This is a genomic window from Streptomyces sp. NPDC001536, from assembly GCF_042894505.1.
Classification (GTDB): Bacteria; Actinomycetota; Actinomycetes; order Streptomycetales; family Streptomycetaceae; genus Streptomyces.
In genome coordinates this window covers 228,892-249,050 of sequence record NZ_JBIAVQ010000001.1, presented here as the reverse complement: position 1 = coordinate 249,050, position 20,159 = coordinate 228,892, and the positions used below count along the sequence as shown (strand labels likewise).

Annotated in this window: 23 protein-coding genes and 1 tRNA gene; 9 read left to right on the top strand and 15 right to left on the bottom strand. The window is 71.4% G+C overall.

Going from position 1 to position 20,159, the window contains the following annotated elements:
* Window positions 1-35 precede the first annotated feature (35 nt).
* From ACFY0U_RS01195 to ACFY0U_RS01185, 3 genes are all read right to left on the bottom strand, one after another.
* The gene (locus ACFY0U_RS01195) at window positions 36-251 is read right to left on the bottom strand and encodes a zinc ribbon domain-containing protein (protein WP_388628369.1); all 216 of its coding nucleotides are present in this window, start codon (window positions 249-251) and stop codon (window positions 36-38) included.
* Between the two features lie 16 nt (window positions 252-267).
* Complete coding sequence (locus ACFY0U_RS01190) at window positions 268-1,641, bottom strand: hypothetical protein (protein WP_388628366.1); 1,374 nt, start codon at window positions 1,639-1,641, stop codon at window positions 268-270.
* Between the two features lie 74 nt (window positions 1,642-1,715).
* Window positions 1,716-2,483 carry a DUF4097 family beta strand repeat-containing protein gene (locus ACFY0U_RS01185; protein WP_388628363.1) on the bottom strand — a complete coding sequence of 256 codons (768 nt, stop codon included), beginning with the start codon at window positions 2,481-2,483 and terminating at the stop codon, window positions 1,716-1,718.
* A 206-nt stretch (window positions 2,484-2,689) separates the two neighbouring features.
* Here ACFY0U_RS01185 and ACFY0U_RS01180 point away from each other — a divergent pair.
* Window positions 2,690-2,761, top strand: a tRNA-Val gene (locus ACFY0U_RS01180).
* A 45-nt stretch (window positions 2,762-2,806) separates the two neighbouring features.
* Here the strand turns inward: ACFY0U_RS01180 and ACFY0U_RS01175 are convergent.
* The gene (locus ACFY0U_RS01175; protein ID WP_388628360.1) at window positions 2,807-3,136 is read right to left on the bottom strand and encodes a hypothetical protein; all 330 of its coding nucleotides are present in this window, start codon (window positions 3,134-3,136) and stop codon (window positions 2,807-2,809) included.
* 117 nt (window positions 3,137-3,253) lie between these two features.
* On the opposite strand from ACFY0U_RS01175, the gene ACFY0U_RS01170 reads away from it, so the two are divergent.
* On the top strand, window positions 3,254-3,442 hold the full coding sequence (locus tag ACFY0U_RS01170; protein ID WP_388628357.1) for a hypothetical protein: 189 nt from the start codon (window positions 3,254-3,256) through the stop codon (window positions 3,440-3,442).
* A 16-nt stretch (window positions 3,443-3,458) separates the two neighbouring features.
* Here ACFY0U_RS01170 and ACFY0U_RS01165 read toward each other — a convergent pair whose 3' ends face one another.
* Window positions 3,459-4,364 (bottom strand): ketopantoate reductase family protein, encoded by a 906-nt coding sequence (locus tag ACFY0U_RS01165; protein WP_388628354.1) that lies wholly within the window; start codon window positions 4,362-4,364, stop codon window positions 3,459-3,461.
* A 165-nt stretch (window positions 4,365-4,529) separates the two neighbouring features.
* On the opposite strand from ACFY0U_RS01165, the gene ACFY0U_RS01160 reads away from it, so the two are divergent.
* The gene (locus ACFY0U_RS01160) at window positions 4,530-4,760 is read left to right on the top strand and encodes a DUF2277 domain-containing protein (RefSeq protein ID WP_388628351.1); all 231 of its coding nucleotides are present in this window, start codon (window positions 4,530-4,532) and stop codon (window positions 4,758-4,760) included.
* 79 nt (window positions 4,761-4,839) lie between these two features.
* On the opposite strand, the gene ACFY0U_RS01155 is transcribed toward ACFY0U_RS01160, so the two are convergent.
* From ACFY0U_RS01155 to ACFY0U_RS01130, 6 genes are all read right to left on the bottom strand, one after another.
* Window positions 4,840-5,403 (bottom strand): DedA family protein, encoded by a 564-nt coding sequence (locus tag ACFY0U_RS01155; RefSeq protein WP_388630370.1) that lies wholly within the window; start codon window positions 5,401-5,403, stop codon window positions 4,840-4,842.
* Between the two features lie 252 nt (window positions 5,404-5,655).
* The gene (locus ACFY0U_RS01150) at window positions 5,656-6,108 is read right to left on the bottom strand and encodes a DoxX family protein (RefSeq protein ID WP_388628348.1); all 453 of its coding nucleotides are present in this window, start codon (window positions 6,106-6,108) and stop codon (window positions 5,656-5,658) included.
* Between the two features lie 86 nt (window positions 6,109-6,194).
* On the bottom strand, window positions 6,195-8,084 hold the full coding sequence (locus ACFY0U_RS01145) for an FAD/NAD(P)-binding protein (RefSeq protein ID WP_388628345.1): 1,890 nt from the start codon (window positions 8,082-8,084) through the stop codon (window positions 6,195-6,197).
* Window positions 8,085-8,217: 133 nt separating this feature from the next.
* Window positions 8,218-8,622 carry a hypothetical protein gene (locus tag ACFY0U_RS01140; RefSeq protein ID WP_388628342.1) on the bottom strand — a complete coding sequence of 135 codons (405 nt, stop codon included), beginning with the start codon at window positions 8,620-8,622 and terminating at the stop codon, window positions 8,218-8,220.
* Window positions 8,623-8,756: 134 nt separating this feature from the next.
* On the bottom strand, window positions 8,757-10,400 hold the full coding sequence (locus ACFY0U_RS01135; RefSeq protein ID WP_388628339.1) for an alkaline phosphatase D family protein: 1,644 nt from the start codon (window positions 10,398-10,400) through the stop codon (window positions 8,757-8,759).
* Window positions 10,401-10,471: 71 nt separating this feature from the next.
* Window positions 10,472-11,116 carry an HNH endonuclease family protein gene (locus tag ACFY0U_RS01130; protein WP_388628336.1) on the bottom strand — a complete coding sequence of 215 codons (645 nt, stop codon included), beginning with the start codon at window positions 11,114-11,116 and terminating at the stop codon, window positions 10,472-10,474.
* Window positions 11,117-11,468: 352 nt separating this feature from the next.
* On the opposite strand from ACFY0U_RS01130, the gene ACFY0U_RS01125 reads away from it, so the two are divergent.
* Window positions 11,469-12,056, top strand: coding sequence for a TMEM165/GDT1 family protein (locus ACFY0U_RS01125; RefSeq protein WP_388628333.1), 588 nt, complete (start codon window positions 11,469-11,471; stop codon window positions 12,054-12,056).
* Window positions 12,057-12,221: 165 nt separating this feature from the next.
* Entirely contained in the window at window positions 12,222-12,890 is a 669-nt protein-coding gene (locus ACFY0U_RS01120) for an HAD-IA family hydrolase (protein WP_388628331.1), read from the top strand.
* Window positions 12,891-13,379: 489 nt separating this feature from the next.
* Here ACFY0U_RS01120 and ACFY0U_RS01115 read toward each other — a convergent pair whose 3' ends face one another.
* Window positions 13,380-14,348 carry a peptidoglycan-binding domain-containing protein gene (locus ACFY0U_RS01115; protein ID WP_388628328.1) on the bottom strand — a complete coding sequence of 323 codons (969 nt, stop codon included), beginning with the start codon at window positions 14,346-14,348 and terminating at the stop codon, window positions 13,380-13,382.
* 160 nt (window positions 14,349-14,508) lie between these two features.
* On the opposite strand from ACFY0U_RS01115, the gene ACFY0U_RS01110 reads away from it, so the two are divergent.
* Window positions 14,509-16,590, top strand: coding sequence for a DHA2 family efflux MFS transporter permease subunit (locus ACFY0U_RS01110; protein ID WP_388628325.1), 2,082 nt, complete (start codon window positions 14,509-14,511; stop codon window positions 16,588-16,590).
* 21 nt (window positions 16,591-16,611) lie between these two features.
* Here ACFY0U_RS01110 and ACFY0U_RS01105 read toward each other — a convergent pair whose 3' ends face one another.
* Window positions 16,612-17,103 (bottom strand): GNAT family N-acetyltransferase, encoded by a 492-nt coding sequence (locus ACFY0U_RS01105; protein WP_388628322.1) that lies wholly within the window; start codon window positions 17,101-17,103, stop codon window positions 16,612-16,614.
* A 22-nt stretch (window positions 17,104-17,125) separates the two neighbouring features.
* Complete coding sequence (locus tag ACFY0U_RS01100; protein ID WP_388628319.1) at window positions 17,126-17,740, bottom strand: dihydrofolate reductase family protein; 615 nt, start codon at window positions 17,738-17,740, stop codon at window positions 17,126-17,128.
* 118 nt (window positions 17,741-17,858) lie between these two features.
* On the opposite strand from ACFY0U_RS01100, the gene ACFY0U_RS01095 reads away from it, so the two are divergent.
* Complete coding sequence (locus tag ACFY0U_RS01095) at window positions 17,859-18,575, top strand: hypothetical protein (RefSeq protein ID WP_388628317.1); 717 nt, start codon at window positions 17,859-17,861, stop codon at window positions 18,573-18,575.
* 5 nt (window positions 18,576-18,580) lie between these two features.
* A complete protein-coding gene (locus tag ACFY0U_RS01090) occupies window positions 18,581-19,225 on the top strand; it encodes a hypothetical protein (RefSeq protein ID WP_388628314.1) in 645 nt (214 codons plus the stop codon).
* Here the strand turns inward: ACFY0U_RS01090 and ACFY0U_RS01085 are convergent.
* On the bottom strand, window positions 19,211-19,636 hold the full coding sequence (locus tag ACFY0U_RS01085; protein ID WP_388628311.1) for a DUF1992 domain-containing protein: 426 nt from the start codon (window positions 19,634-19,636) through the stop codon (window positions 19,211-19,213). The genes ACFY0U_RS01090 and ACFY0U_RS01085 overlap by 15 nt on opposite strands.
* 104 nt (window positions 19,637-19,740) lie before the next feature.
* On the opposite strand from ACFY0U_RS01085, the gene ACFY0U_RS01080 reads away from it, so the two are divergent.
* Window positions 19,741-20,133 (top strand): FHA domain-containing protein, encoded by a 393-nt coding sequence (locus ACFY0U_RS01080; protein WP_046263438.1) that lies wholly within the window; start codon window positions 19,741-19,743, stop codon window positions 20,131-20,133.
* Window positions 20,134-20,159 lie beyond the last annotated feature (26 nt).

Sequence of the window (20,159 nt, the reverse complement as noted above, 5' to 3'; positions counted from 1 at the left end):
AACCGCGGCTGAAGGTTTCCTGAAGCCGCCGGCCGTCAGCCGCAGCAGCCCCCGCCGCAGCAACCGCCGCCCGCCTGGGGCGCGGGGGCGGCGGAGGCGCTCGCCGTACCTCCGACAGCCACCGTCGACAGCAGCTTCACCGTGTCCTCATGCCCGTCAGGGCAGGACGCCGGGTCGGAGGACTGAGCCATGGGCCGACTGACTTCGAAGGTGTCACCGCAGGTCCGGCAGCGGTAGTCATAGCGAGGCATGCACACAGATTAGCCGTCAGTGCGGCGCGGCCCCCCGCTCCTCCCGGATCTGCGCCACCACCCGTGCCACCGTCTGCCGCACCGCTTCCGTCTCCGTGAGGAAGTGCCAGTAGTCGGGGTGACGGCCCTCCAGCGTGCCGATCGCCCGCTCCAGCCGGGCCACGGAGTCGTCCAGGGGGCGCGCGTGACGTGGGTCGGGGGTGGTCCGGCCCGTCATGGCCAGCCGCTGCGCGTCGCGGATCGCGAACCGGGTCCGGTCGATCTCCTGCTGGGGCTCCTTCTGTACGGCGTTCAGGCGCCGCAGCCGGTCGCCCGCCGCGGAGACGGACTCGTCGGTGGCGTTCAGCAGGGCCCGTACGGTCGACAGCAGGGCGGTCGCGTCCGGCCAGCGCTGCTCGTCACGGGCGGCGCGGGCCTCGGTGAGCTTGCGCTCGGCCTGGCGTACGTTCTCCGCGGCCTGGTCCGGGACCTGCTGGAGGTCCTGCCAGCAGGCGGCCGTGAAGCGGCGGCGCAGCTCGCTCAGGACCGGGTCGACCTGGCCGGCGCGGGTGGTGAGGGCCTGGGCGCGGGTGCGCAGGGAGACGAGCCGGTGGTCGATCTCGGCGGCCTTCTCGGGCAGCCGCTCGGACTCGACGCGGACCGCCTCCGCCTCCCGGGCGACGCGCTCGGCGCGCTCCAGGGTGTCCGGGACGCCGTGCTGCCCGGCGCCCTGGTTCAGCTTGGTGAGCTCGGGGCCGAGGGCGGCGAGCCGGGCGGCGAGGTCATCGGCCTTCAGCCCCGACTGCCGTACGGCGTCAAGGGCGTTGGAGGCGGCCAGCAGCCCCTGCCGGGCCCGCTCGACGGCGGGGGCGAGGCGGGCCAGCTGGGTCTCGGCCTTGCCGAGGAGCGGGCCGAGGCTGTCGCCGAAGCGGTCCAGCTCCCGCTTGACGTTGGCCAGCTCGTCCTTGGCCTTGGTGAGCTCGGTACGCGCGCGGACGGCGACCGAGGCCTCCAGGTCGTCCCGGTCGAGGTCGTGCGCGTCGACGGCCTCGATGTACTGGTGACTGGCCTCGTCGATGCGTCTGCTGATCGCCTCGAAGTCGGCGACCGCGCGCCGGGCGGCGGGGGAGTCGTCGACCGCGGTGATCGTCTCTATCGAGATCCGCAGATCGCGCTGGGCGGTGTCGAGCTCGTAGAACGCGGCCGCGGCGGCGTCCTTCGCGGCCTGTGCCTCGGCCCGCTGGCTCTCGGAGCGTCCGCCGAACCAGCGCCGGGTGCCGCCGCCGGCGAACGCGGCCGGCAGTGCGAGGGCGGCGACCAGGGGCAACGCGATGAGGGTGAGCGTGTCGCGCAGCGCATGAAGTGCGCGCGGCTTCGACGGCGAGTACGGCTGCGCTGGTGTCGCCGTCACATCCCTCTCCCGTGCTGTGTCCGTCCTGGCCCGGTGTCATTCTCCCACCGGTTAAGGACGAACACACGGGCCGGTTAGTTCGCGGTCCGGACCGTGACTTTGCCGTCGCCGGTGCGGGCGGTGATGACATGGGAGCTGGAGTCGGCCCGCGGCACGGACACATCCACCCCGCCGTCGCCGGTCTGGGTCGTCACCTTGTACGTGGCCTCGGGGACGTCGATGGTCACGGACCCGTCGCCGCTCTTGGACTCCACGCGGTCCGGTACGGCGCCCAGTTCGAGGTGGACCGAGCCGTCGCCGGTCTCGGAGCGGACGTCGCGCGAGGTGACGTCGGCGCGCACGGACCCGTCGCCGGTCTTCAGGACGAGAGGCCCGCTGGAGTCGGTGACATGCACCGATCCGTCGCCGGTACGAATGCTCAGCGCGTCCTCGAACCCCCTGGCGCGCACGCTCCCGTCGCCGTCCTCGACCTTCACGGAGACTCCGCGCGGGACCTCGATGCGGTGCTTGGCCGCGCAGTCGGCGACCACGCCGGTGCACTTCATCCGCAGCTTCAGCGTGTCGTCCGTCATCGACCAGGTGATCCTCGGGTCCTTGCCGAGGGCGACCGTGCCCTGGAACCACCGGGTGACCTCGATCCGCCCCGCCTTGTTGTCGTCGGCGGCGACGATCTCCAGCGCCGAGTCGTCGGAGTCGATGGTCAGCGTCTTCCCCTCCAGCGCGAACGACCGCTGCTCCGGATCCTTGTCGTCCCCGGCGGAGGCCCCGCAGGCGCTGACGCCCGCGATGAGTGCGACGGCGCCGGCGGCGAGGACCATGCGTGCGGTGGCGGTACGAGCCATTGGGATCTCCCCCTGAGCCAGAATGATGAGGCTCTACGACCGTACGGAGCGGGGCGCCGCCGCGGGATCCGGGACGCTCCCGGATCCGGGGTGGGGAAAACCCCCGGATCGACCCTGAGGTCCGGCTCCCGCGATACGCGTTTGCAGGACAGGGCCCAGGGCAAGGTAGTCTGTCGACTCGTCCTGAGCGCGGTTGTTCGGGACCCGGGTGCGTAGCTCAGGGGTAGAGCGCCTGCCTTACAAGCAGGATGTCGGCGGTTCGAAACCGTCCGCGCCCACACGGAAAGAAGACCCCGGCCGACGGCCGGGGTCTTCTTCGTCTCTCAGCTCTCCTCCCGCGCGTGCTTCAGCCGCATGCGGGCGTCCACACACTCCTCGCCGGCGACCTCCGCCCAGAAGCGGTGGCCGGTGATGAAGACGGCGAGTTCGTGTTCGCGCTGTCGGAGCTTTTCGACCTCGGCCTGTTCGTCGGGGGTCCAGCCGGGGGAGGCGGGGCGTTCCACCTTGCGCCAGCCCGCGGTGTCGCTGAAGCCGTCCAGGGGCTCGACCGACCAGGGCAGCCGCTTGAGCAGGGCCGACAGCTCCGCCCGGACCTGATGCAGCTCCTCCTGACCGGCGAGGAGGTCACTCGGAAAGTCATAGGTCGTAGCCACGACGCAATGCTACGCCTGTTCGATTTAGGGGTGCGAGTTCCTTGGGGTAGTTCGTGTGTTCGAGTGAAGGGGATCTGAGAAGATCACTGGAACCGTACGAACGCAGGGGTAGGGGACATGACCGTTCTGGTGCTGGTGGTCGTTCTGGCGCTCGCCGTCTTCGGGTGTGTGTGCGTGGTGTGGGCGGAGCGCGGCGGCCCGACCTGGGTCCGCGCCGTGGCGGCCGTGACGGTCGGGCTGGGCAAGCTGCTGCACAGCTCGGGGAAGAACAGGGGCGGCGGCTCGTCGTCCGGCGACAGCGGCTGAGGAACCGCCGCCTGTCTCAGTGGCCGGCGTCCCTCAGCTCCCGTACCAAGCGGGTCGCCACCGGCGCCGGTACCCCGTGGCGCTGCGCCGCGCGGAGCAACGCGCCGCCGATCGCGTCGAGTTCGAGGGGGCGGCCCGTCTCGGCGTCGCGCTGCATGGAGGACTTGGTCTGCGGGGGGAACGCGTCGTAGCGGGCCAGGGCCTGGGCGGGGTCGGTCGGGGCGCCGGACGCGCGGCTCACCGCGGCCGTCTCCTCGACCAGGGCCGTCAGCTCCTCGCGGTGGCGGGTGCGTACGTCGCCCAGGGGGAGGCCGTAGCGCGTGGTCAGGAGGGCGAACGGGGCGAGGAACGACATCTTCGCCCACAGGGCAGCCGTCTCGTCCGGGAGGACCCGGGTGGTCGGCCCGGCCGCCCCCAGCGCGTCCGCCAGCGCCTCCAGGCGCTCCTTCGCCACCCCGTCGCCGGTCAGGTCGATCTCCGCGAACGGGCTGCCGTGCGCGATCTCCCCCGGCGCCACCCGCGTCGACTCCGCGCGGATCACCGCCGGGGCCACCACGTCCTCGCGGTAGCGGGCCCGCAGCGCCGCCGGATGCTCCACCCCGTTCAGGAACGGCACCAGGAGAGCGTCGCCGAGCGCCGCGGGCGGCACACGGTCCAGGGCGGCCTCAAGCGCCGTCTGCTTCACCGCCACCAGGCAGACGTCCACCGGCACCCGCAGCTCGGTGTCCGCCTCCACCTCGGCGGTGAAGTCCCCGAACAGGCCGCTGCGGACCCGGATCCCGGACGCCCGCAGGGTCGCGGCCGTCTCGTCCCCGGCCAGGCAGATCACCCGGTGCCCGGCCCGCGACAGCAGCCCGGCGAGCAGGCCGCCGATGCCGCCCGGACCCAGCACGGCCACGGTCAGTTTCTTGTCGTGCGTCATCACACGAAGTCCCTTCGTCGGTCGGCCCCTTGAACGGTGGCCGCCTCGGAATCGATCATCCCAGACGTCGGTGCGTCCGGTACGAAGGGATCTCCACTGTCGTCATGTTCCGCACAATTGCGTGGACGCCCGGCGCTATTCCCCGGCCGGGGCGAGACTGGGGGTATGTGCCGCAGCATCAAGACCCTTCGCCCGCCCGCGCTGCCCGAGGAGGCTACGGAGGAAGAGATCCGCGCCGCCGCCCTCCAGTACGTACGGAAGGTGTCCGGCTTCCGGGCACCGGCCGCACACAACAAGGAGGTGTTCGAGCGGGCGGTGGCCGCGGTGGCCGAGGCCACGGCGGAGCTGTTGTCCGACCTGGAGATCCGAGGCGCGACGCCACAACGAGCCGGGTAGCCGGTTCGTCGGCGTCGATCGCCGTGGGACACATCTGCCGATCAATCCCTCACGCCGCCGGCCGGCGGCGAGTGCCGTGCTACGCCGGCTGGCGGCGCATCACGTAGGCCGCTCCCGCGCCCGCCCCGAACAGGGCCAGGACCGAGACGCCCGTCGCCAGCCATGTCGTGCCCAGCCACTGGGCGCCGTAGTAGCCGAGGGCGACGCTGTAGGCCGCCCAGGCCAGGCCCGCCAGGGCGGACCAGGGGAGGAACTCCCGGACGCGGCGGTGGGCGGCGCCCGCGACGAAGGAGACGACCGAGCGGCCGGCCGGGGCGAAGCGGGCGAGGACGACCAGGGGGCCGCCGCCGCGGGCGAGGGCCGAGCCGAGACGTTCCTGCGCGGTGGTGAGGCGGCGGGAGCGGGCGATGGCCCGGTCCAGGCGGGCGCCGCCGCGCCAGGCCAGCCGGTACGCGACCATGTCGCCGAGCACCGAGGCCGTCGCGGCGACGAGGGTGAGCAGCAGGAGGTCGGGCACCTCGCCGGGGACCTTGCCGGTCGCCGCACCGGTGCCCGCCGCCGCGGCGGTGGCGGCCGTGATGACCAGGACACCGCTCGGCAGGACCGGAAGGAACACGTCGAGCAGCACTGACGCGGCCACCATCGCGTAGATGATTCCTGGGCTGCCGGTCAGCGCGCCCGTACTCCCGAGACTCTCGAACACCGTTACTCCCCGTTTTCCCCCGTAGCAGCCTGACAGCCTACGCCCGGGGTGTGACAGGAGGTTCATGGGGGCGTGTGTGTTCGGCACGGCATGTTCACTTCGCCGTCACGTCCTGGACGCGGTCCGTGATGTGAGTGCGGAAACGGCGCCCGTCCCCAGATGGGGACGGGCGCCGTCGGGTGCGGGCGCGGCTCAGGCGGCCACGGGTGACTGGTCCGAGGCCGGCCGCTCGGCGGCGGTCGAGCGCTTCTCGAACAGCCGGTCGACCCCGAAGGCGCCGGAGCCGGTGAAGACCAGCAGCAGGAAGGCCCAGCAGAACATCGCCGCGCCCTCACCGCTGTTCTCGATCGGCCACAGGGCGTTCGGCTGATGCACCTTGAAGTAGGCGTAGGCCATCGCGCCCGAGGCGATGAACGCGGCGAAGCGGGTGCCCAGGCCGATCAGGATGAGCGAGCCGCCGACGAGCTCGATGGCGGCCGCGTACCAGCCTGGCCAGGTACCCAGTTCGACGGTGCCGCCCTTGCCGTCCGCGCCGCCGAGCACGCCGAAGAGCGCGACGGCGCCGTGGCAGGTGAAGAGCAGGCCGACGACGATGCGGAACAGGCCGAGGACGTACGGCTGGGCGCTGTTGAGGCGTCCGGTCATGTGGGGGGTACTCCTACGGTCGGGCCGGTCCGTGGGGTGGACCGGTCGGGGGACGGAACCGAGCGAGCCCCCCACGGTAGGTGGGGCTAATCAATGCTTACAAGTTCAACATTTGGCCACGGCTTTGCTTCCACTTGTGGTTCCGTTCCCGTCGTACCTGCACGTAGGGCCGCTCTCGCCACTGCGTCGGCGTCCGAAAGCGTGACCGAATCCACACCCGGGCGGGCACCCGCCGCGGTCACCCAGTGCACCCCTTCCGTCGGCACCCCGAACGCGAACCTCCTCGTGTGCGCGTGTCCTTGACGGTCGATCAGGTGATACGGCCGGGCCGTCACGTCCAGCCCCCCGGTCTCGTAACCGTCGACCGAGTGCGGCCGGCACTGCCCGGTCTTCAGCAGCCGGGCGAGAAGCGCGTCGGCCGTGTGCCGCAGATCCGGTTCCGGAAGCCGGGCCTCTATGAGCGTCGTCACGCGTACGCCGGACCCCGGGACGTCGGGCGAGTGCGCCACCCAGGCCCCGTCCTCCGCCCGGACCTCCAGGCGCGGCCCCAGCACCTCCACCACACCCGCCTCCATCAGCGCCACCAGCTCCTCGACGCGGCGGCGGGGCGGACCGATGGACAGAAAGGCGTTGAGCGGGGTGTACCAGCGGTCCAGGTGGTCGCGGCGGGAGGCGCCGGCGATGCCGCCGTGGTCGACGGTGAGGCGGAGTTCGTTGCGCAGGTCGCGCAGCACGTCGAGGGCCGCCTTCAGGGGGCCGTGCGCGTTGCCGAGGGCGGCCTGCGCGGCGTCCTCGCGCAGATGCGCCAGCAGCCAGTCGCGCCACTGGCCGGGGTGGGCGAAGCCGTGTCCCGCGTACGGACGGGAGATCCGGTCCCAGCTCCACCGGTCGGCGTCCGGGACGCCGAACTCGTCGAGGATCAGCGCCTCTTCGGGATGGCGGTGCGGGACGGCGAGAAAGCGGTCCCTGAACTCTTCGTCCTTCACGAGGAGTTCGTAATAGACCGTCTCCACCTCCTTCGCCACCAGCGGCCATATCTCGGTGAGGAAGTCGGGCGCCTCGCCCGAGTCGGCGCGCTTGCGGAAGCCCGCTATGACCTCCGGCGTCAGGACGAGCGGGGTGTGACGGCCGTACGGCCCCTTCGCGTTGTCGCCGCGGGCCTGGTAGGGGAGGCCGCGCCGGGAGCCGGCGTACAGACGGGGCTCGCGGCCGGAGGGGACGTACCGCAGCCCGCGCCGATCGTGTACGAAGCGGCCGCCGCGACCGGTCGTCAACAGGGCGGTGTGATCGAAGAAGTTGAGGCCGAGGCCGCGCAACAGCACCGGTTCGCCGGGGGAGACGGGGGAGAGGTCGACGTCGGCCGGGTTGGCGGGCGGGACGTGGAACAGGCCGTGGGTCTCGGCGTACGACGAGAGGGCCCGCTGTGCCGCGTCGGGGACGGTCGGCAGATGGCCCTGGGTGAGGACGACGGCGGACAGGTCGGTCAGTTCACGGCCGTCGTCGAGGGTGAGGACCTGGTGGCCGCCCGGGGTGTCGTCGAGCCGTAGCGCGCGGGCCGTGTGGGTCTGTATGCGGACGCCGGGCGGCGCCTCGCGCACCGTACGGGCGAACACCCACTCCAGATAGCGGCCGTAGTGGGCGCGGGTCGGATACTCGTCCGGGCCCAGCTCGCCGGCCGCCCACTCGTGCAGGCTGGGGCCGGGGCGGACGGGTCCGGAGCAGTCGACGCTGTCGTCGGTGAACAGGGTCACCTGACAGGCCACGGTGTTCATCAGCAGGTCAGCGGGCTGCGTGGTGCGCCAGACGCGGCCGGCGCCGGGCGGTGCCGGGTCGACCACGTGGACGGTGAGCCGGGCGCCGGGCGGGAGCAGTTCCGGCGCGGAGGCACAGAGGCGTTCCAGGACGCTGGTGCCGCGCGGCCCGGCGCCGACCACGGCGACGGAGAGGGGCACGCAGGCCGTGGTCGGTGCGGACAAAACGGGGACTCCCGGGCGTGTGGGGGCGCTTGGCAGCAGACCGCCCACTGGAAGCGGACGGTCCGCCTCATCATGCCTTCGCCCGTCACGGAAGCCAACGGCGGTCCCGGAGGCCCCGTGCGTCACATGGGCGTCACGCGTTGCCGGTGGCGATGCTCAGCCACGGCGTCCAGGTCGAACAGTTCGCCCAGCCGATGTCGTCGGAGTAGTCGCGCAGACACACCTTGATCCGGACCTTGTAGTCCTCGTCGAAGTTGTAGTTGCACTCCTCGCGGCCGGTGAACGCGCCGCCGGTGGCCTTGCACTCGCCCTCACGGCCGTAGTTGGTCTCCCAGCGGGTGACGACGCTCTTGCTGTCCGCGCCGATGTCGTTCGCCATGATCCAGTCGCCCTCGGCCTGGAAGGCGCCCTCGCCGGCGTTGTCGGAGGTGTACGCGTGCTGCGGCCAACCCGTCGGGTACCAGGTGGCGTGGGCCGGTACGGCCATGAGGAGGACGCCCGCTCCGGCGGCGGCGAGCGGGATGCTGATCTTCTTCAACAAGGCTTGTCCTTCGAGCAGTTGGGCCGTCGGTGGGGCCCAAGTGTCGAGGAGCGTATGTTCGAAGCCGGATTTGCTGAAGATTCAGCTGTGCTCAACTCGCCCTTCCCGAGGCTCACTTGTGCACAGTCCGGTCACTTCTCGCTCAGCACCGACTCCGACACCAGGGCCAGTCGCGCCTTGCCGCCCCGCACGGGCCGGGCCTGTTCCAGCCGCAGCAGTGACGAACGCCCGCGCAGCGTCAGCGTCATGAGCTGGTTGCCGAACCAGGGGCCGCCCGTGCGCCGCCAGTCCACCGACGGCTGCGGACAGGCACCGTGTCCGGCGAACCGGCGGCCGAGGAAGCGGCCCACCGCGCTCCACCCGAAGCGGAAGCCGAGCTTTATCGACAGCGGGATGGAGTTGTGGACGGGGGAGCAGGTCAACTGGAGCACCCGTGCCTCGGGCCCGCTCCCCTCCGGCCACTTCGGCTCGGCGATGTAGGCGTGATGGACGTCGCCCGACAGCACGCACACCGTCGCCGGCGCGTCCGGCCCCGACCCCGCCTCCGCGATGAGCTCCACCAGCGCCTCGAAGGACGCCGGGAACGCCGCCCAGTGCTCCAGGTCCGCCCGCCGCCGCAGCCCCTCCCCGAACCGCGCCCAGCGCGCCCCGCGTTCACCCCGGCACAGGGCCGCGTTCCACGCCTCGGCGTCGTGCACCAGATGCGGCAGCAGCCAGGGCAGCGAGGTCCCGATGAGCAGATGGTCGTACGACCCCGGTCCGTCCAGCACCTGCTCGCGCACCCACCGCGCCTCACCGGGATCGAGCATCGACCGGCTCTCCTCGTCGAGGACCCGCGCCGCCCGGCTGTCGACCATCACGAGCCGCACCCGCCCGAAGTCCCGCCGGTAACTCCAGCGCACGGAGGCCGGATCGACGTCGGCCCTGGAGGCGAAGGCGCGCAACTCGTCGGTGCCGTCCGGGGTTTCGCGTACGGCGGCGTAGAGCGGGTCGGAGTCGAGTTCCGCCGGGGACAGGTTCCCGAGGTGCTGGTGCACCCAGTACGACATCAGGCCGCTCAGCAGCCGCTCCCGCCACCACGGGGTGGCCCGCATGTCCTCCAGCCAGGCGGCGGAGGTGTTCCAGTCGTCGATCACGTCGTGATCGTCGAAGATCATGCAACTGGGCACGGTGGACAGCAGCCAGCGGATCTCGGGGTCGAGCCAGGACTCGTAGTAGAGGTGGGTGTACTCCTCGTAGTCCGCGACCTCGCTGCCCGGCGGATCGTCGAGATCCCGGCGCGCGGCGAGCCAGCGGCGGGTCGCGGGGGAGGTCTCGTCGGCGTAGACCTGATCGCCCAACAGCAGCAGTACGTCGGGCCGTTCATGGTCCGGGTCGGCCGCGATCCGGGCCGCCAGGGTGTCCAGGGCGTCCAGGCCCACGGGGTCCGGCTCACCGTGGGGCGGGGCCGCCCAGCGGCAGGACCCGAAGGCGACGCGGACGGTGTCGCCCTCGGCCGGCGTGCGGATGACGGACTCCGGGAACGGGGAGTCGGGCAGGGGCCACACACGTACCCCGTCGAGCAGGACCTCGTACGGCGACGAGCTGCCCGGTGTCAGACCGGTGACCTGAACCAGGGCGTAGTGATGACCCGAGACCTGGAACGTACGGGTCTCACCGCCCGCCCCGCCCGCACAGCGCACCTCCGCGGTGCACGGACGGCTCGCCTCGACCCACAGGGTCGCGGACGAGCCGTCGGCATACCTGAGCAGCGGTCCCAACCGAAGTTCGGCCACGTGATCCTCCTCCGTCGCCCCGTACGGTACGGAACGACGGAGGCCGGCGGGGAGATTCCGTCGCTGAATCGTCAGCAGTTCGCCAGGTAACTGGTGAGCGCGCTCCGCTCGGCGGAGTCCACGGACAGGTTGTAGTAGTACTTCACCTGGACCCAGGCGCGGACGTAGGTGCAGCGGTACGAGGTGACCGACGGCATCCACTCGGCCGGGTCCTGGTCGCTCTTGGCCTGGTTGACGTTGTCCGTGACGGCGATGAGCTGCGGCCGGGTCAGGTCGTTGGCGAAGGCCTGGCGCTGGGCGGTGGTCCAGTTGCGGGCGCCGGAGTCCCAGGCCTCGGCGAGCGGGACCAGGTGGTCGATGTCGACGTCGGAGGCGGCGGTCCAGGTGGCGCCGTCGTAGGGGGAGAACCAGCTGCCGCTGGTGGCGGCACAGGCGGAGTCCTGGACGACGTTCGTGCCGTCGCGCTTGAGGACGACCTCGCGGGTGTTGCAGGTGCCGGACTGGGTGATCCAGTGCGGGAAGAGGTCACGGCTGTAGCCGGTGCGGACCTCCGTCGCCGTGGTGAGCGAGGCCAGGTAGGTGCGGGCCGTGGCGGCGCTGACCGGGGTGGGCAGCGCGGCGGAGGCGGTCGGACCGTTGAAAAGTCCGACCGAGGCTATGAGTCCGGTGAGCGCGGCGAGTATGCTGAGTCGTCGACGCGCGTAGAACTTCGCCATGCGAACTCCCTTTGAGGGGTGGGGGTGTTGGAGCGCGAGCGTTGGAATGCTCGCGGCGCCGTATTGCCGGGAGGTGTGCGCCGGGTAAGAAGTTAATGACGCGTACATGACACGACAAGGTTTACGGCGAAACGATCTCGTATGATTGACGGAGTTGAAGGGGAGTAGCTCTTCGCCGGACCGTCGACATACTGCTCAGCTCGTCTGAGCCGGCGCCCGGAGGCAGGTCATTCGCGACCGGCCAGCGAGACCTTCGGCCAGTAGTGCACTTGACTGTGTGCTGCCGTGCCGAGGTGTGTCGTTTCGCAGGATCAGCACTCTCGGTGGGGCAGCCCCGACCGATTGAGGAACCTTGATCAGCTTCACCGTGACGGCCGTGGTCTTCGGCGTCGTCTTCCTCGCAGAGCTGCCGGACAAGACCGCGCTGGCGGGTCTGGTCCTCGGCACCCGCTATCGCGCGTCGTACGTCTTCGCGGGCGTGGCGGCGGCCTTCGCCCTCCATGTGGCGCTCGCCGTGGCGGCGGGCAGTGTGCTCACCCTGCTGCCGCAGCAGATCGTCCACGCGATCACGGGTGTCCTCTTCCTCGGTGGTGCCGCGGTGCTGCTGATGACGAAGGACGGGGCCGATGGCGACGCGGAGATCCGGCGCCCGGAGAACCAGTCCTTCTGGAAGGTCGCGGGCGCCGGTTTCATGCTCATCCTGGTCGCCGAGTTCGGTGACCTGACGCAGATCATGACGGCGAATCTCGCCGCCCGCTACGACGATCCGCTCTCCGTCGGTCTCGGTGCGGTGCTCGCGCTGTGGGCGGTGGCCGGGTTGGGCATCGTCGGTGGGAAGGCGCTGATGAAGCGGGTGCCGTTGCGGTTGATCACGAAGGTGGCGGCGCTGCTGATGCTGGGGCTCGGGGTGTGGAGCCTGTGGGAGGCGGTCAGCGGGTGAGCTGAACGGTGGGTGAACAGTTTCGCGATGCGCTGGCGCAAAGCGGTCCCTGTTTTGTACCGTAGAGAAACAAAGTGGCTCCCCGCTCGTTCTCCCTGACCGGCGGGTGGGGGCCGCCTTGTCCCTCTCCGGGTCACCCCCGGTCCCCGCGCCTTGGAGCTGCCGATGACGGCCACCGCCGTGCCCACCGTGCTGACCGCCCGCGCCTTCCTGCTCGACATGGACGGCACCCTTGTGAACTCCGATGTCGTCGTCGAGCGCTGCTGGCGGCGGTGGGCGGATCGGCACGGGCTGGACGGCGACGAGGTCATGAAGGTCGTCCACGGCCGGCAGGGGTATGCGTCGATGGCGTTGCTGCTGCCGGATCGGCCGATGGAGCAGAACCACGCGGACAATGCGCGGATGCTCGCCGAGGAGACGGCGGACATGGAGGGCGTGGTCGCGATAGCGGGGGCGGCGGAGTTCCTGGCGTCCTTGCGCGGGGTGCCGCACGCGCTGGTCACCTCGGCGGATGTCGCCCTCTCCACGGCGCGGATGGCCGCGGCGGGTCTGCGACTGCCGGACCTCCGGATCACCGCGGAGTCCGTGGGCGCGAGCAAGCCGGATCCGGAGGGCTTCCTCAAGGCGGCCGCGGAGCTGGGGCTGGCGCCGGAGGACTGCGTCGTCTTCGAGGACTCGGGGGCGGGGATCGCCGCGGGGCGGGCGGCGGGGATGCGGGTCGTCGGCGTCGGTGCGCGCGCCGACTTCTACGACCCGGACGTGGTCGTCCGCGACCTCACCCAGGTCCGCGTGGAGACCACGCCGGACGGCACGATCCACCTGTACGTCCGCTAACCCGACGCCGGCACCTGCGCTGACGGGGCCTTTTTCGCCCCCGCCGCCCTTACCCATTCCCATCCCCAGGGGCGCCGCCCCTTCGACCCCGCCCAGGGGGCTCCGCCCCCTGGACCCCCATCGGCCCAAAGGGCCTCGTCCTCAAACGCCGGACGGGCTGAAAAACACGGACCGGCGTTCAGAGGCGACGCCCGCCCCAGGCGGGACACCACGCGCGCTCGCGCAACGGCGAGCAGGGGACGTACCGGGGGGTGTCCGCCCGCAGCGTCGGGCGACCGACCAACCGCACAGCCCCAACACACAGCACCGCCCGACCGAGGACGGACACCCCCCGGTGCGGCCCCGACCCACAACGAACCGCACTGCGCAACGCGCACCCCCACCGGACCGCAACGGGCCGCCGCAGGCATCCACCCACTCACGCCGCAGCCGCAGTGCGCAGCGCACACCCCCACCGGACCGGAACGGCCGCCGCAGGCATCCACCCCGCTACGGCTCCTGGGTCTCCGACTCCAGGCGCTCGCGGGTCTCCAGGTCGTACACCCCGTACTCGTCCGGCTGGACCCCCCGCGCCCACTGGTAGCGGGCCACCGCGTCCTCGACGCCCTCGTTGTAGTGGCCGCTCGCCTTGCGGGTGTAGAGGTTCAGTTGGGTGAGGCGGAGTTCCAGTTCGATGACCTCTTCGCCCTGGGAGCCGCGGCGGAGTACCGGGGGTGTGCTCTCGCGGCTTTCGGAGGTGTTGTCGGCCGGGGCCGAGGTGGTGGTGGAGGGGGTGGGGGAGGCCGTGGGGTCCGTCGAGCGGGACGGCGACGGGGACGGGGACGCCGAGGTCGTGGTCGGGGGCGCCGACGGGCTCGTCAGGGCGGGGGGTGACGGAGGCGTCGAAACCGGTGGGGCCGAGGTCCTGGTCGTCGACGGGGACGCCGAGCCCGTCGTCGGCGACGTGTCCGGGACGCTCGCCCGCACCTCCTCCGGCAGGGCACCGTCCCGCGTGGGTGTGTCGTAGGAGAACAGCCCGCTCGCCAGCCCGGCCGCCGCGATCACCGCGACGAGCCCACCCGCCGCACCCAGCAGGACCGTGCGGCGGGGACGGCGGCGCGCTTCCCCGTCGAAGTCGTCGAGGCCGTCGAGGCCGTCGAGGTCGTCGCCTTCCCGTTCCGCTCCTTCGAACAGGCTCAGATCCCGCGTGCTGGGCGCCGGCCCCGGTACCGGCCGCAACGGCATCGTCACGTCCGCCCCGGCGGGAGCCCCGGCCGGCACCCCGGTCGACGCCTCCCCCTCCAGCTCCACATAGGGACGTATCCGCAGCGGGTCGAAGTCCTCCGCCGCGGCCGCCTCCGCCGTACGCGCATCGCGCAGGGCGTCGGACGCCCGTTGCGTGCACGCGCACGACGGTGTGTTGTCGGCCCCTCTCGGTGCCCCGCACTCCGGGCACAGATGACCGTTCGATTCCGTCATGTGTTCGTCCCTCCCCTCGCGAACTCCAGAGATTATGCAGACCCCCTCCACACTCCCGCCCCATAAGCCCCCGGAATGCCCGATTCCACCAGGACTCAACAGGCCATAAACGGTCACACCGACCACGATGGAGAGGTAACGAGACCGACGGGAGGTCTTCATGGCCGCGGACGCGCACGGTATGACGGGGAATGTGCGAGACCCAGGCGATGGCACGAAAGGCCCGGTACGAGGCCAGGCACAGGACCCCCACGTGTCCGGCAACGTCCTCGTCTCGATCGGCGCCCTGCTCCTCGGAATGCTCCTCGCCGCCCTGGACCAGACCATCGTCTCCACCGCGCTGCCCACGATCGTCAGCGACCTCGGCGGCCTGGAGCACCTGTCATGGGTGGTCACCGCGTATCTGCTCGCCTCGACCGCCGCGACCCCGCTGTGGGGCAAGCTCGGCGACCAGTACGGCCGGAAAAAGCTGTTCCAGACCGCGATCGTGATCTTCCTGATCGGCTCGGCGCTGTGCGGCATGGCGCAGAACATGCCGCAGCTGATCGCGTTCCGCGCTCTCCAGGGGCTCGGCGGCGGCGGGCTCATGGTGCTGTCGATGGCGATCGTCGGCGACATCGTCTCGCCCCGCGAACGCGGCCGGTACCAGGGGCTGTTCGGCGCGGTCTTCGGAACGACCAGCATCCTCGGCCCGCTCCTCGGCGGGCTGTTCACCGAGCACCTCAGCTGGCGCTGGGTCTTCTACATCAACATCCCCATCGGCATCGTCGCCCTCGCCGTCATCGCCACCGCGCTGCGCATCCCGCGCAAGTCGACACGGCATGTCATCGACTACCTCGGCACCTTCCTGATCGCCTCCGTCGCGACCTGTCTGGTCCTGGTCGCGTCCCTCGGCGGCACCACCTGGGGCTGGGGCTCGCCGCAGATCATCGGCCTGGCGGTGCTCGGTGTCGTCCTCGCCTTCGCCTTCGTCGCCGTGGAACGGAGAGCGGCCGAACCCGTCCTGCCGCTCAAGCTCTTCCGGATCCGCACCTTCACGCTCTCCGCGGTCATCAGCTTCATCGTCGGCTTCGCGATGTTCGGCGCGATGACGTACCTGCCGACGTTCCTCCAGGTCGTGCAGGGCGTCAGCCCGACCATGTCCGGAGTGCACATGCTGCCGATGGTGGCCGGAATGCTGCTGTCGTCGACCGCGTCCGGGCAGATCGTCAGCCGTACCGGACGCTGGAAGGTGTTCCCGGTCGCGGGCACCGGCGTCACCACCATCGGTCTGCTGCTGCTCCACCGACTGGACGAGAACAGCTCGACCGGGGAGATGAGCGCGTACTTCTTCGTGTTCGGTCTGGGCCTGGGCCTGGTGATGCAGGTGCTGGTCCTCATCGTGCAGAACGCGGTCTCCTACGAGGATCTGGGCGTCGCCACCTCCGGCGCGACCTTCTTCCGCTCGATCGGGGCCTCCTTCGGCGTCGCCATCTTCGGCACGGTCTTCGCCAACCGCCTCGGCGACAAGCTCACCGCGGCCTTCCGGGGCGCCGAACTCCCGCCGGGCGCCTCGGTGGACGCGCTGGAGTCCGACCCGCGCGGCATCACGGAACTGCCGGGCGCGCTCCAGCCGCCCGCGGTGCACGCGTACGCGTCGTCCATCACCGACGTCTTCCTGTACGCCGCGCCGGTCGCGCTCGCCGGCTTCGTGCTGGCGTGGTTCCTCAAGGAGGACCGGCTGCGCGGCTCGGTCATGGCGCCGGACCTCACCGAGACGCTCGCCAGCAATCCGGTGGAGCGGTCGTCGTACGACGAGGTGTGCCGGGCGCTGTCGGTGCTCGGTACGCGGGAGGGGCGGCGGGAGATCTACCGGAAGATCACCGAACGGGCGGGGTACGACCTGCTGCCGGGCGCGAGCTGGCTGCTGCTGCGGATCAAGAAGTACGGCTGGACCGAGCCGGCCGTCCTCGCCGAACGCACCTCCGTGCCGCTGCACGTCATCATGGACGCCGCCCGCCAGGTCGAGGAACGGCGGCTGGCCCGGCGCGAGGGCCTCGACCTCGTCCTGACCGACACCGGCCACGAGGTCGCCGACCGCCTCGCCCAGGCCCGCGAGGAGTCCCTGGCGGAGCTCCTCGGCGACTGGTGGGGCCCTGACCGCCCGACAGACCTGAACCGCCTCGTGAAGGACCTCAACAACGAACTCTGCGGCTCGGACCGGGAACAGCCCCACAACGGCTCGACCAGACGCCTCGGTTGACCCCCTGAGCCCCTCCGGGACCTACAGCGTCTTGGTGAACCAGTGTTCCGCGTACGGGTCCTCGTTGTGCGGTTCCGTCTCCTCGTAGCCCAGGCGCGCGTACAGCGCACGTGCCTCGGTCAGGTCGTCGCGGGTGTCGAGGACCATGCGTACGGCGCCCAGCTCGCGGGCGGTGTCCTCGGCGGCGCGGACCAGCGCCGGGCCGCCGCCCCTGCCGCGCGACTCCTCGCGGATGAACACCCGCTTCAGCTCGGCGGTGTCCGCGTCCAGGAGGCGTACGCCCGCGCTGCCGGCCGGGTCGCCGCCGTAGCGGGCCACCAGCAACCGGCCTTTCGGCAGGGTGAGTTCGGACCAGTCCGCGCCGGTGACCTCCCGTTCCAGCTCCGCCGGGTCGGTGCGCCGCCCCTCGTGCAGGAGGTAGTAGCGGTCGCTGACCTCCGTGTAGTACGCCCGCCACAGCGCGGCGGCGACGGGGGAGTCGTAGGGCTCGGGGGTCACGGTCCAGGTCGTCATGCGGCCATTCTCGGGAGGCGCGCTATGCCGACCGCAAGCGGATATGCGTGGCCTCCGGCGAGTCCAGCACCTGCGTCTTGCGCCACTCGACGAGCTGGTCGGGCAGGCCGTCGAAGAGCCGGCGGCCGGCGCCGAGGAAGACGGGGACGATGTGCAGCCACAGCTCGTCGAGCAGGCCGGCCCGGATGAACTGCTGCACCAGGTCGGCACCGCCCGCAAGCGAGACGTCCTTGTCGCCGGCCGCCTCCCGGGCCAGCTCCAGGGCGCGCTCGGGCCCTTCCGTGACGAAGTGGAAGGTGGTGCCGCCCTCCTTCACGAGGGACTCCCGCGGATGGTGGGTGACGACGTGGACCGGCATGCCGAAGGGCGGGTCGTCGCCCCACGGGATCTCGCCGGTGACGTACATGGCGTGACCCATGACCACCGCACCCAGCCGCTCCACCCACTCGGCGAGCAGCTCGTCCTCAGGCCCGCCCGTCCCGCCCTTCATCCCCTGCATGCGCCGGAAGGTCCGCAGCCCGTACACCCACCGGTGCAGCCGCTCCCCGCCGATGCCCAGCGGATGCTCGCGCCCCGAGTCGGGGCCCGCGAGGTACCCGTCGAGCGACACGGACAGCTGTGCGATGACCTCACTCATGACAACCTCCTCGATTTCCTCTGCACCTCTGCGTCGATCGGGCCCCTGCCGGATCGACACGTCGGCGCGGCGGATATCGGGGCGGTTTGAGGAGGCCGCGCCGGGCTACCCGGTAGCCATGTCAACAGGCCTGATCATCGCTCTGATCGTGATCGTTGTGGCCGTCATCGCCGTGGCGGCCGTACTCGCTCGGCGTGCCCGGGGCCCGCAGCGCGGCCGCAGTCTGAAGCGGCGCTTCGGCCCCGAGTACGACCGGGCCGTGGCCCGCCACGACGGGGACCCACAGGCTGCCGAGCGGGAGCTCGCCGAACGTGTCGAGCGGCACGGTTCGCTGCGCGAGCGCCCGCTGGAGCCGGCGCAGCGCCAGCAGTACGAGGCGCGCTGGACGGCCGCCCAGGAACGCTTCGTCGATTCGCCGCAGGAGGCCGTGGCCGAGGCGGACCGGCTGCTCGCCGACCTCGCCGGAGCCAAGGGGTTCCCGGACGGCGCGCAGTTCGACGAGCAGCTCGCCGCACTGTCCGTGCACCACGCGGACCATGTGCACGGCTACCGGCGTGTGCACCACGCCGCCCATCTGCGCGGGGGTGAGACCCAGGACGGCGGCCGCGTCGGCACCGAGGAGATGCGCGAAGCCATGGTCGAGGCCCGGTTCCTGTTCGAGGACCTGGTGGGCCACAACGGCCACGGCGGCCACAGCGGCCACGACGGCCGGCACGGGGAGCCGTCCCGGACGGCCGAGCAAGAGGAGTCCGACGGCGGGAACCGCCCCGCCCGCACCGACAGCCGCGGCCATCTGCCGTGGGCATCCACCAGGCGTCACGCGAAGGGGAGTTGAGCGACATGACGGACGCGACGACCGGCCAGGGCGCCGACGGCGCACGGCGCGGCGAGAAGACGACGGGCGTCGGCCCGGCAGGACGTGCCTACGGGACGGGCGGCCAGCCGAACGCACCCCAGGGCGACCGCTCCAAGGGCCCCGAGGGCCAGGAGAGCGCCCCTCTCGTGGCGGGCCACGGCACACGTGACACCTCCGGCCGCGACACCTTCGGTGCCGAGCGGACCGAGAAGGACGACGGCTCGGGCTCTCCCCTGGTCGCCGGTCCCGCCGGACACGAGGTGGCGTCCAAGGGCCACGAGACGGCGACCGAGACGCCCCGGACGGCCGGGGCGGCCGGAGTGACCGGGAGCGAGGGTTCCCAGCGCGGTCACCTGCTCCCGCACGACGAGAGCGACAAGCTCCAGCTCCAGCTCCAGCACGCGGTCGCCGGGTTCGTCGACGGACCCCGCAACGCCGTCGAGGAGGCCGACCACGTGATGGAGGAGCTCGCCACGCGGGTCACGGACGCCCTGACGCAGCGCCGCCGCACCCTGCGCACCTCCTGGCAGGACGGCGAGGACAAGCACGGCAACGCCGGTGACACCGAGCAGCTCCGCCTCGCCCTGCGCGACTACCGTGAGCTGGCGGACCGGCTACTGCACCTCTGACCCGCCCGCCGCAGCGCGGCGCTCCCGCCAAAGCCGTACGACGTCCTCGACGTCGTACGGCTTTTTTCCGAGCGGGGGGCCGGGCGGCGGCCGGAACATCATCTCGCGGATCTTGACGTTGACGTCCGTGATCAGTTTCCGGACGATCCGCTCCGAGGGTGCCGTGAGCGCCGCGGCGAGGGTGTCCTCGGCCTCCTTGCGCAGGGCCAGTGCGGGCGGCAGCACGGAGAAGCCCTCGCGGGCCATCTTGCGCCTGATCCACCAGAGTTCGTCGTACGGGGTGTCGAGATCGGCGGGCAGGGGCTCGCCCACGCCGGGGAGTCGGTCGAAGTCGCCGCGGCCCTGCGCGTCTTGGATCTGCTTGTCGACCCAGGACTCGAACGGGACGCCAGGTGGCTTTCGCTCGGTCATGAGTCCATTGTGCCGGACGCGGAATGGCCGGGCGATTTATCATGCGGCCGCTGTGCAAGCACAATTGCACAGGGACATTTCAGCAACTGCACAAGGGAGCGCACGTGCTCGAACTCACCATGGCCGCCGTATCCGCGGCGGAGGAGGGTGCCACGGCCGGCATGCAGATGGCCGACGCGCCCAGTGATCCGGGCGCGGTGCTGCGAGTGGGCCGCGACAAGTCCGTGTGCCGTCTCTCGACGCCCGACGACTGGCTGTTCGTCTCCCGGGTCCATCTGGAGTTCCTGTGCGGCCCCGAGGGCGGCTGGCAGGTCACCTGGCTCCAGGGCTCGCAGCCCGAACCGTCCTCCGAGGTGCACCTGGTGGTCGGCCAGTACGCGCAGCCGCTCGTCTACGGCGGGACCATCCCGCTGCCCAGGGGCGGCAACGGCGAGATCGTCATCCGGGACCGCACCGCCCCCCGTACCGTCAACGTGGGTTTCTACCACGAGGCTTGATTTTCCGCGGGCTCCGCAGCGGGCCC

Excerpts from the sequence above, each read along its gene's own strand:
- ACFY0U_RS01090 (WP_388628314.1), top strand. The coding sequence starts at position 18,581 with ATGACGGACGCGACGACCGGCCAGGGCGCCGACGGCGCACGGCGCGGC.
- ACFY0U_RS01085 (WP_388628311.1), bottom strand. The coding sequence starts at position 19,636 with ATGACCGAGCGAAAGCCACCTGGCGTCCCGTTCGAGTCCTGGGTCGAC.
- ACFY0U_RS01105 (WP_388628322.1), bottom strand. The coding sequence starts at position 17,103 with ATGACGACCTGGACCGTGACCCCCGAGCCCTACGACTCCCCCGTCGCC.
- ACFY0U_RS01120 (WP_388628331.1), top strand. The coding sequence starts at position 12,222 with ATGACGGCCACCGCCGTGCCCACCGTGCTGACCGCCCGCGCCTTCCTG.
- ACFY0U_RS01115 (WP_388628328.1), bottom strand. The coding sequence starts at position 14,348 with ATGACGGAATCGAACGGTCATCTGTGCCCGGAGTGCGGGGCACCGAGA.
- ACFY0U_RS01185 (WP_388628363.1), bottom strand. The coding sequence starts at position 2,483 with ATGGCTCGTACCGCCACCGCACGCATGGTCCTCGCCGCCGGCGCCGTC.
- ACFY0U_RS01150 (WP_388628348.1), bottom strand. The coding sequence starts at position 6,108 with ATGACCGGACGCCTCAACAGCGCCCAGCCGTACGTCCTCGGCCTGTTC.
- ACFY0U_RS01130 (WP_388628336.1), bottom strand. The coding sequence starts at position 11,116 with ATGGCGAAGTTCTACGCGCGTCGACGACTCAGCATACTCGCCGCGCTC.
- ACFY0U_RS01195 (WP_388628369.1), bottom strand. The coding sequence starts at position 251 with ATGCCTCGCTATGACTACCGCTGCCGGACCTGCGGTGACACCTTCGAA.
- ACFY0U_RS01165 (WP_388628354.1), bottom strand. The coding sequence starts at position 4,364 with ATGACGCACGACAAGAAACTGACCGTGGCCGTGCTGGGTCCGGGCGGC.
- ACFY0U_RS01170 (WP_388628357.1), top strand. The coding sequence starts at position 3,254 with ATGACCGTTCTGGTGCTGGTGGTCGTTCTGGCGCTCGCCGTCTTCGGG.
- ACFY0U_RS01160 (WP_388628351.1), top strand. The coding sequence starts at position 4,530 with ATGTGCCGCAGCATCAAGACCCTTCGCCCGCCCGCGCTGCCCGAGGAG.
- ACFY0U_RS01155 (WP_388630370.1), bottom strand. The coding sequence starts at position 5,403 with ATGGTGGCCGCGTCAGTGCTGCTCGACGTGTTCCTTCCGGTCCTGCCG.
- ACFY0U_RS01095 (WP_388628317.1), top strand. The coding sequence starts at position 17,859 with ATGTCAACAGGCCTGATCATCGCTCTGATCGTGATCGTTGTGGCCGTC.
- ACFY0U_RS01110 (WP_388628325.1), top strand. The coding sequence starts at position 14,509 with ATGGCCGCGGACGCGCACGGTATGACGGGGAATGTGCGAGACCCAGGC.
- ACFY0U_RS01100 (WP_388628319.1), bottom strand. The coding sequence starts at position 17,740 with ATGAGTGAGGTCATCGCACAGCTGTCCGTGTCGCTCGACGGGTACCTC.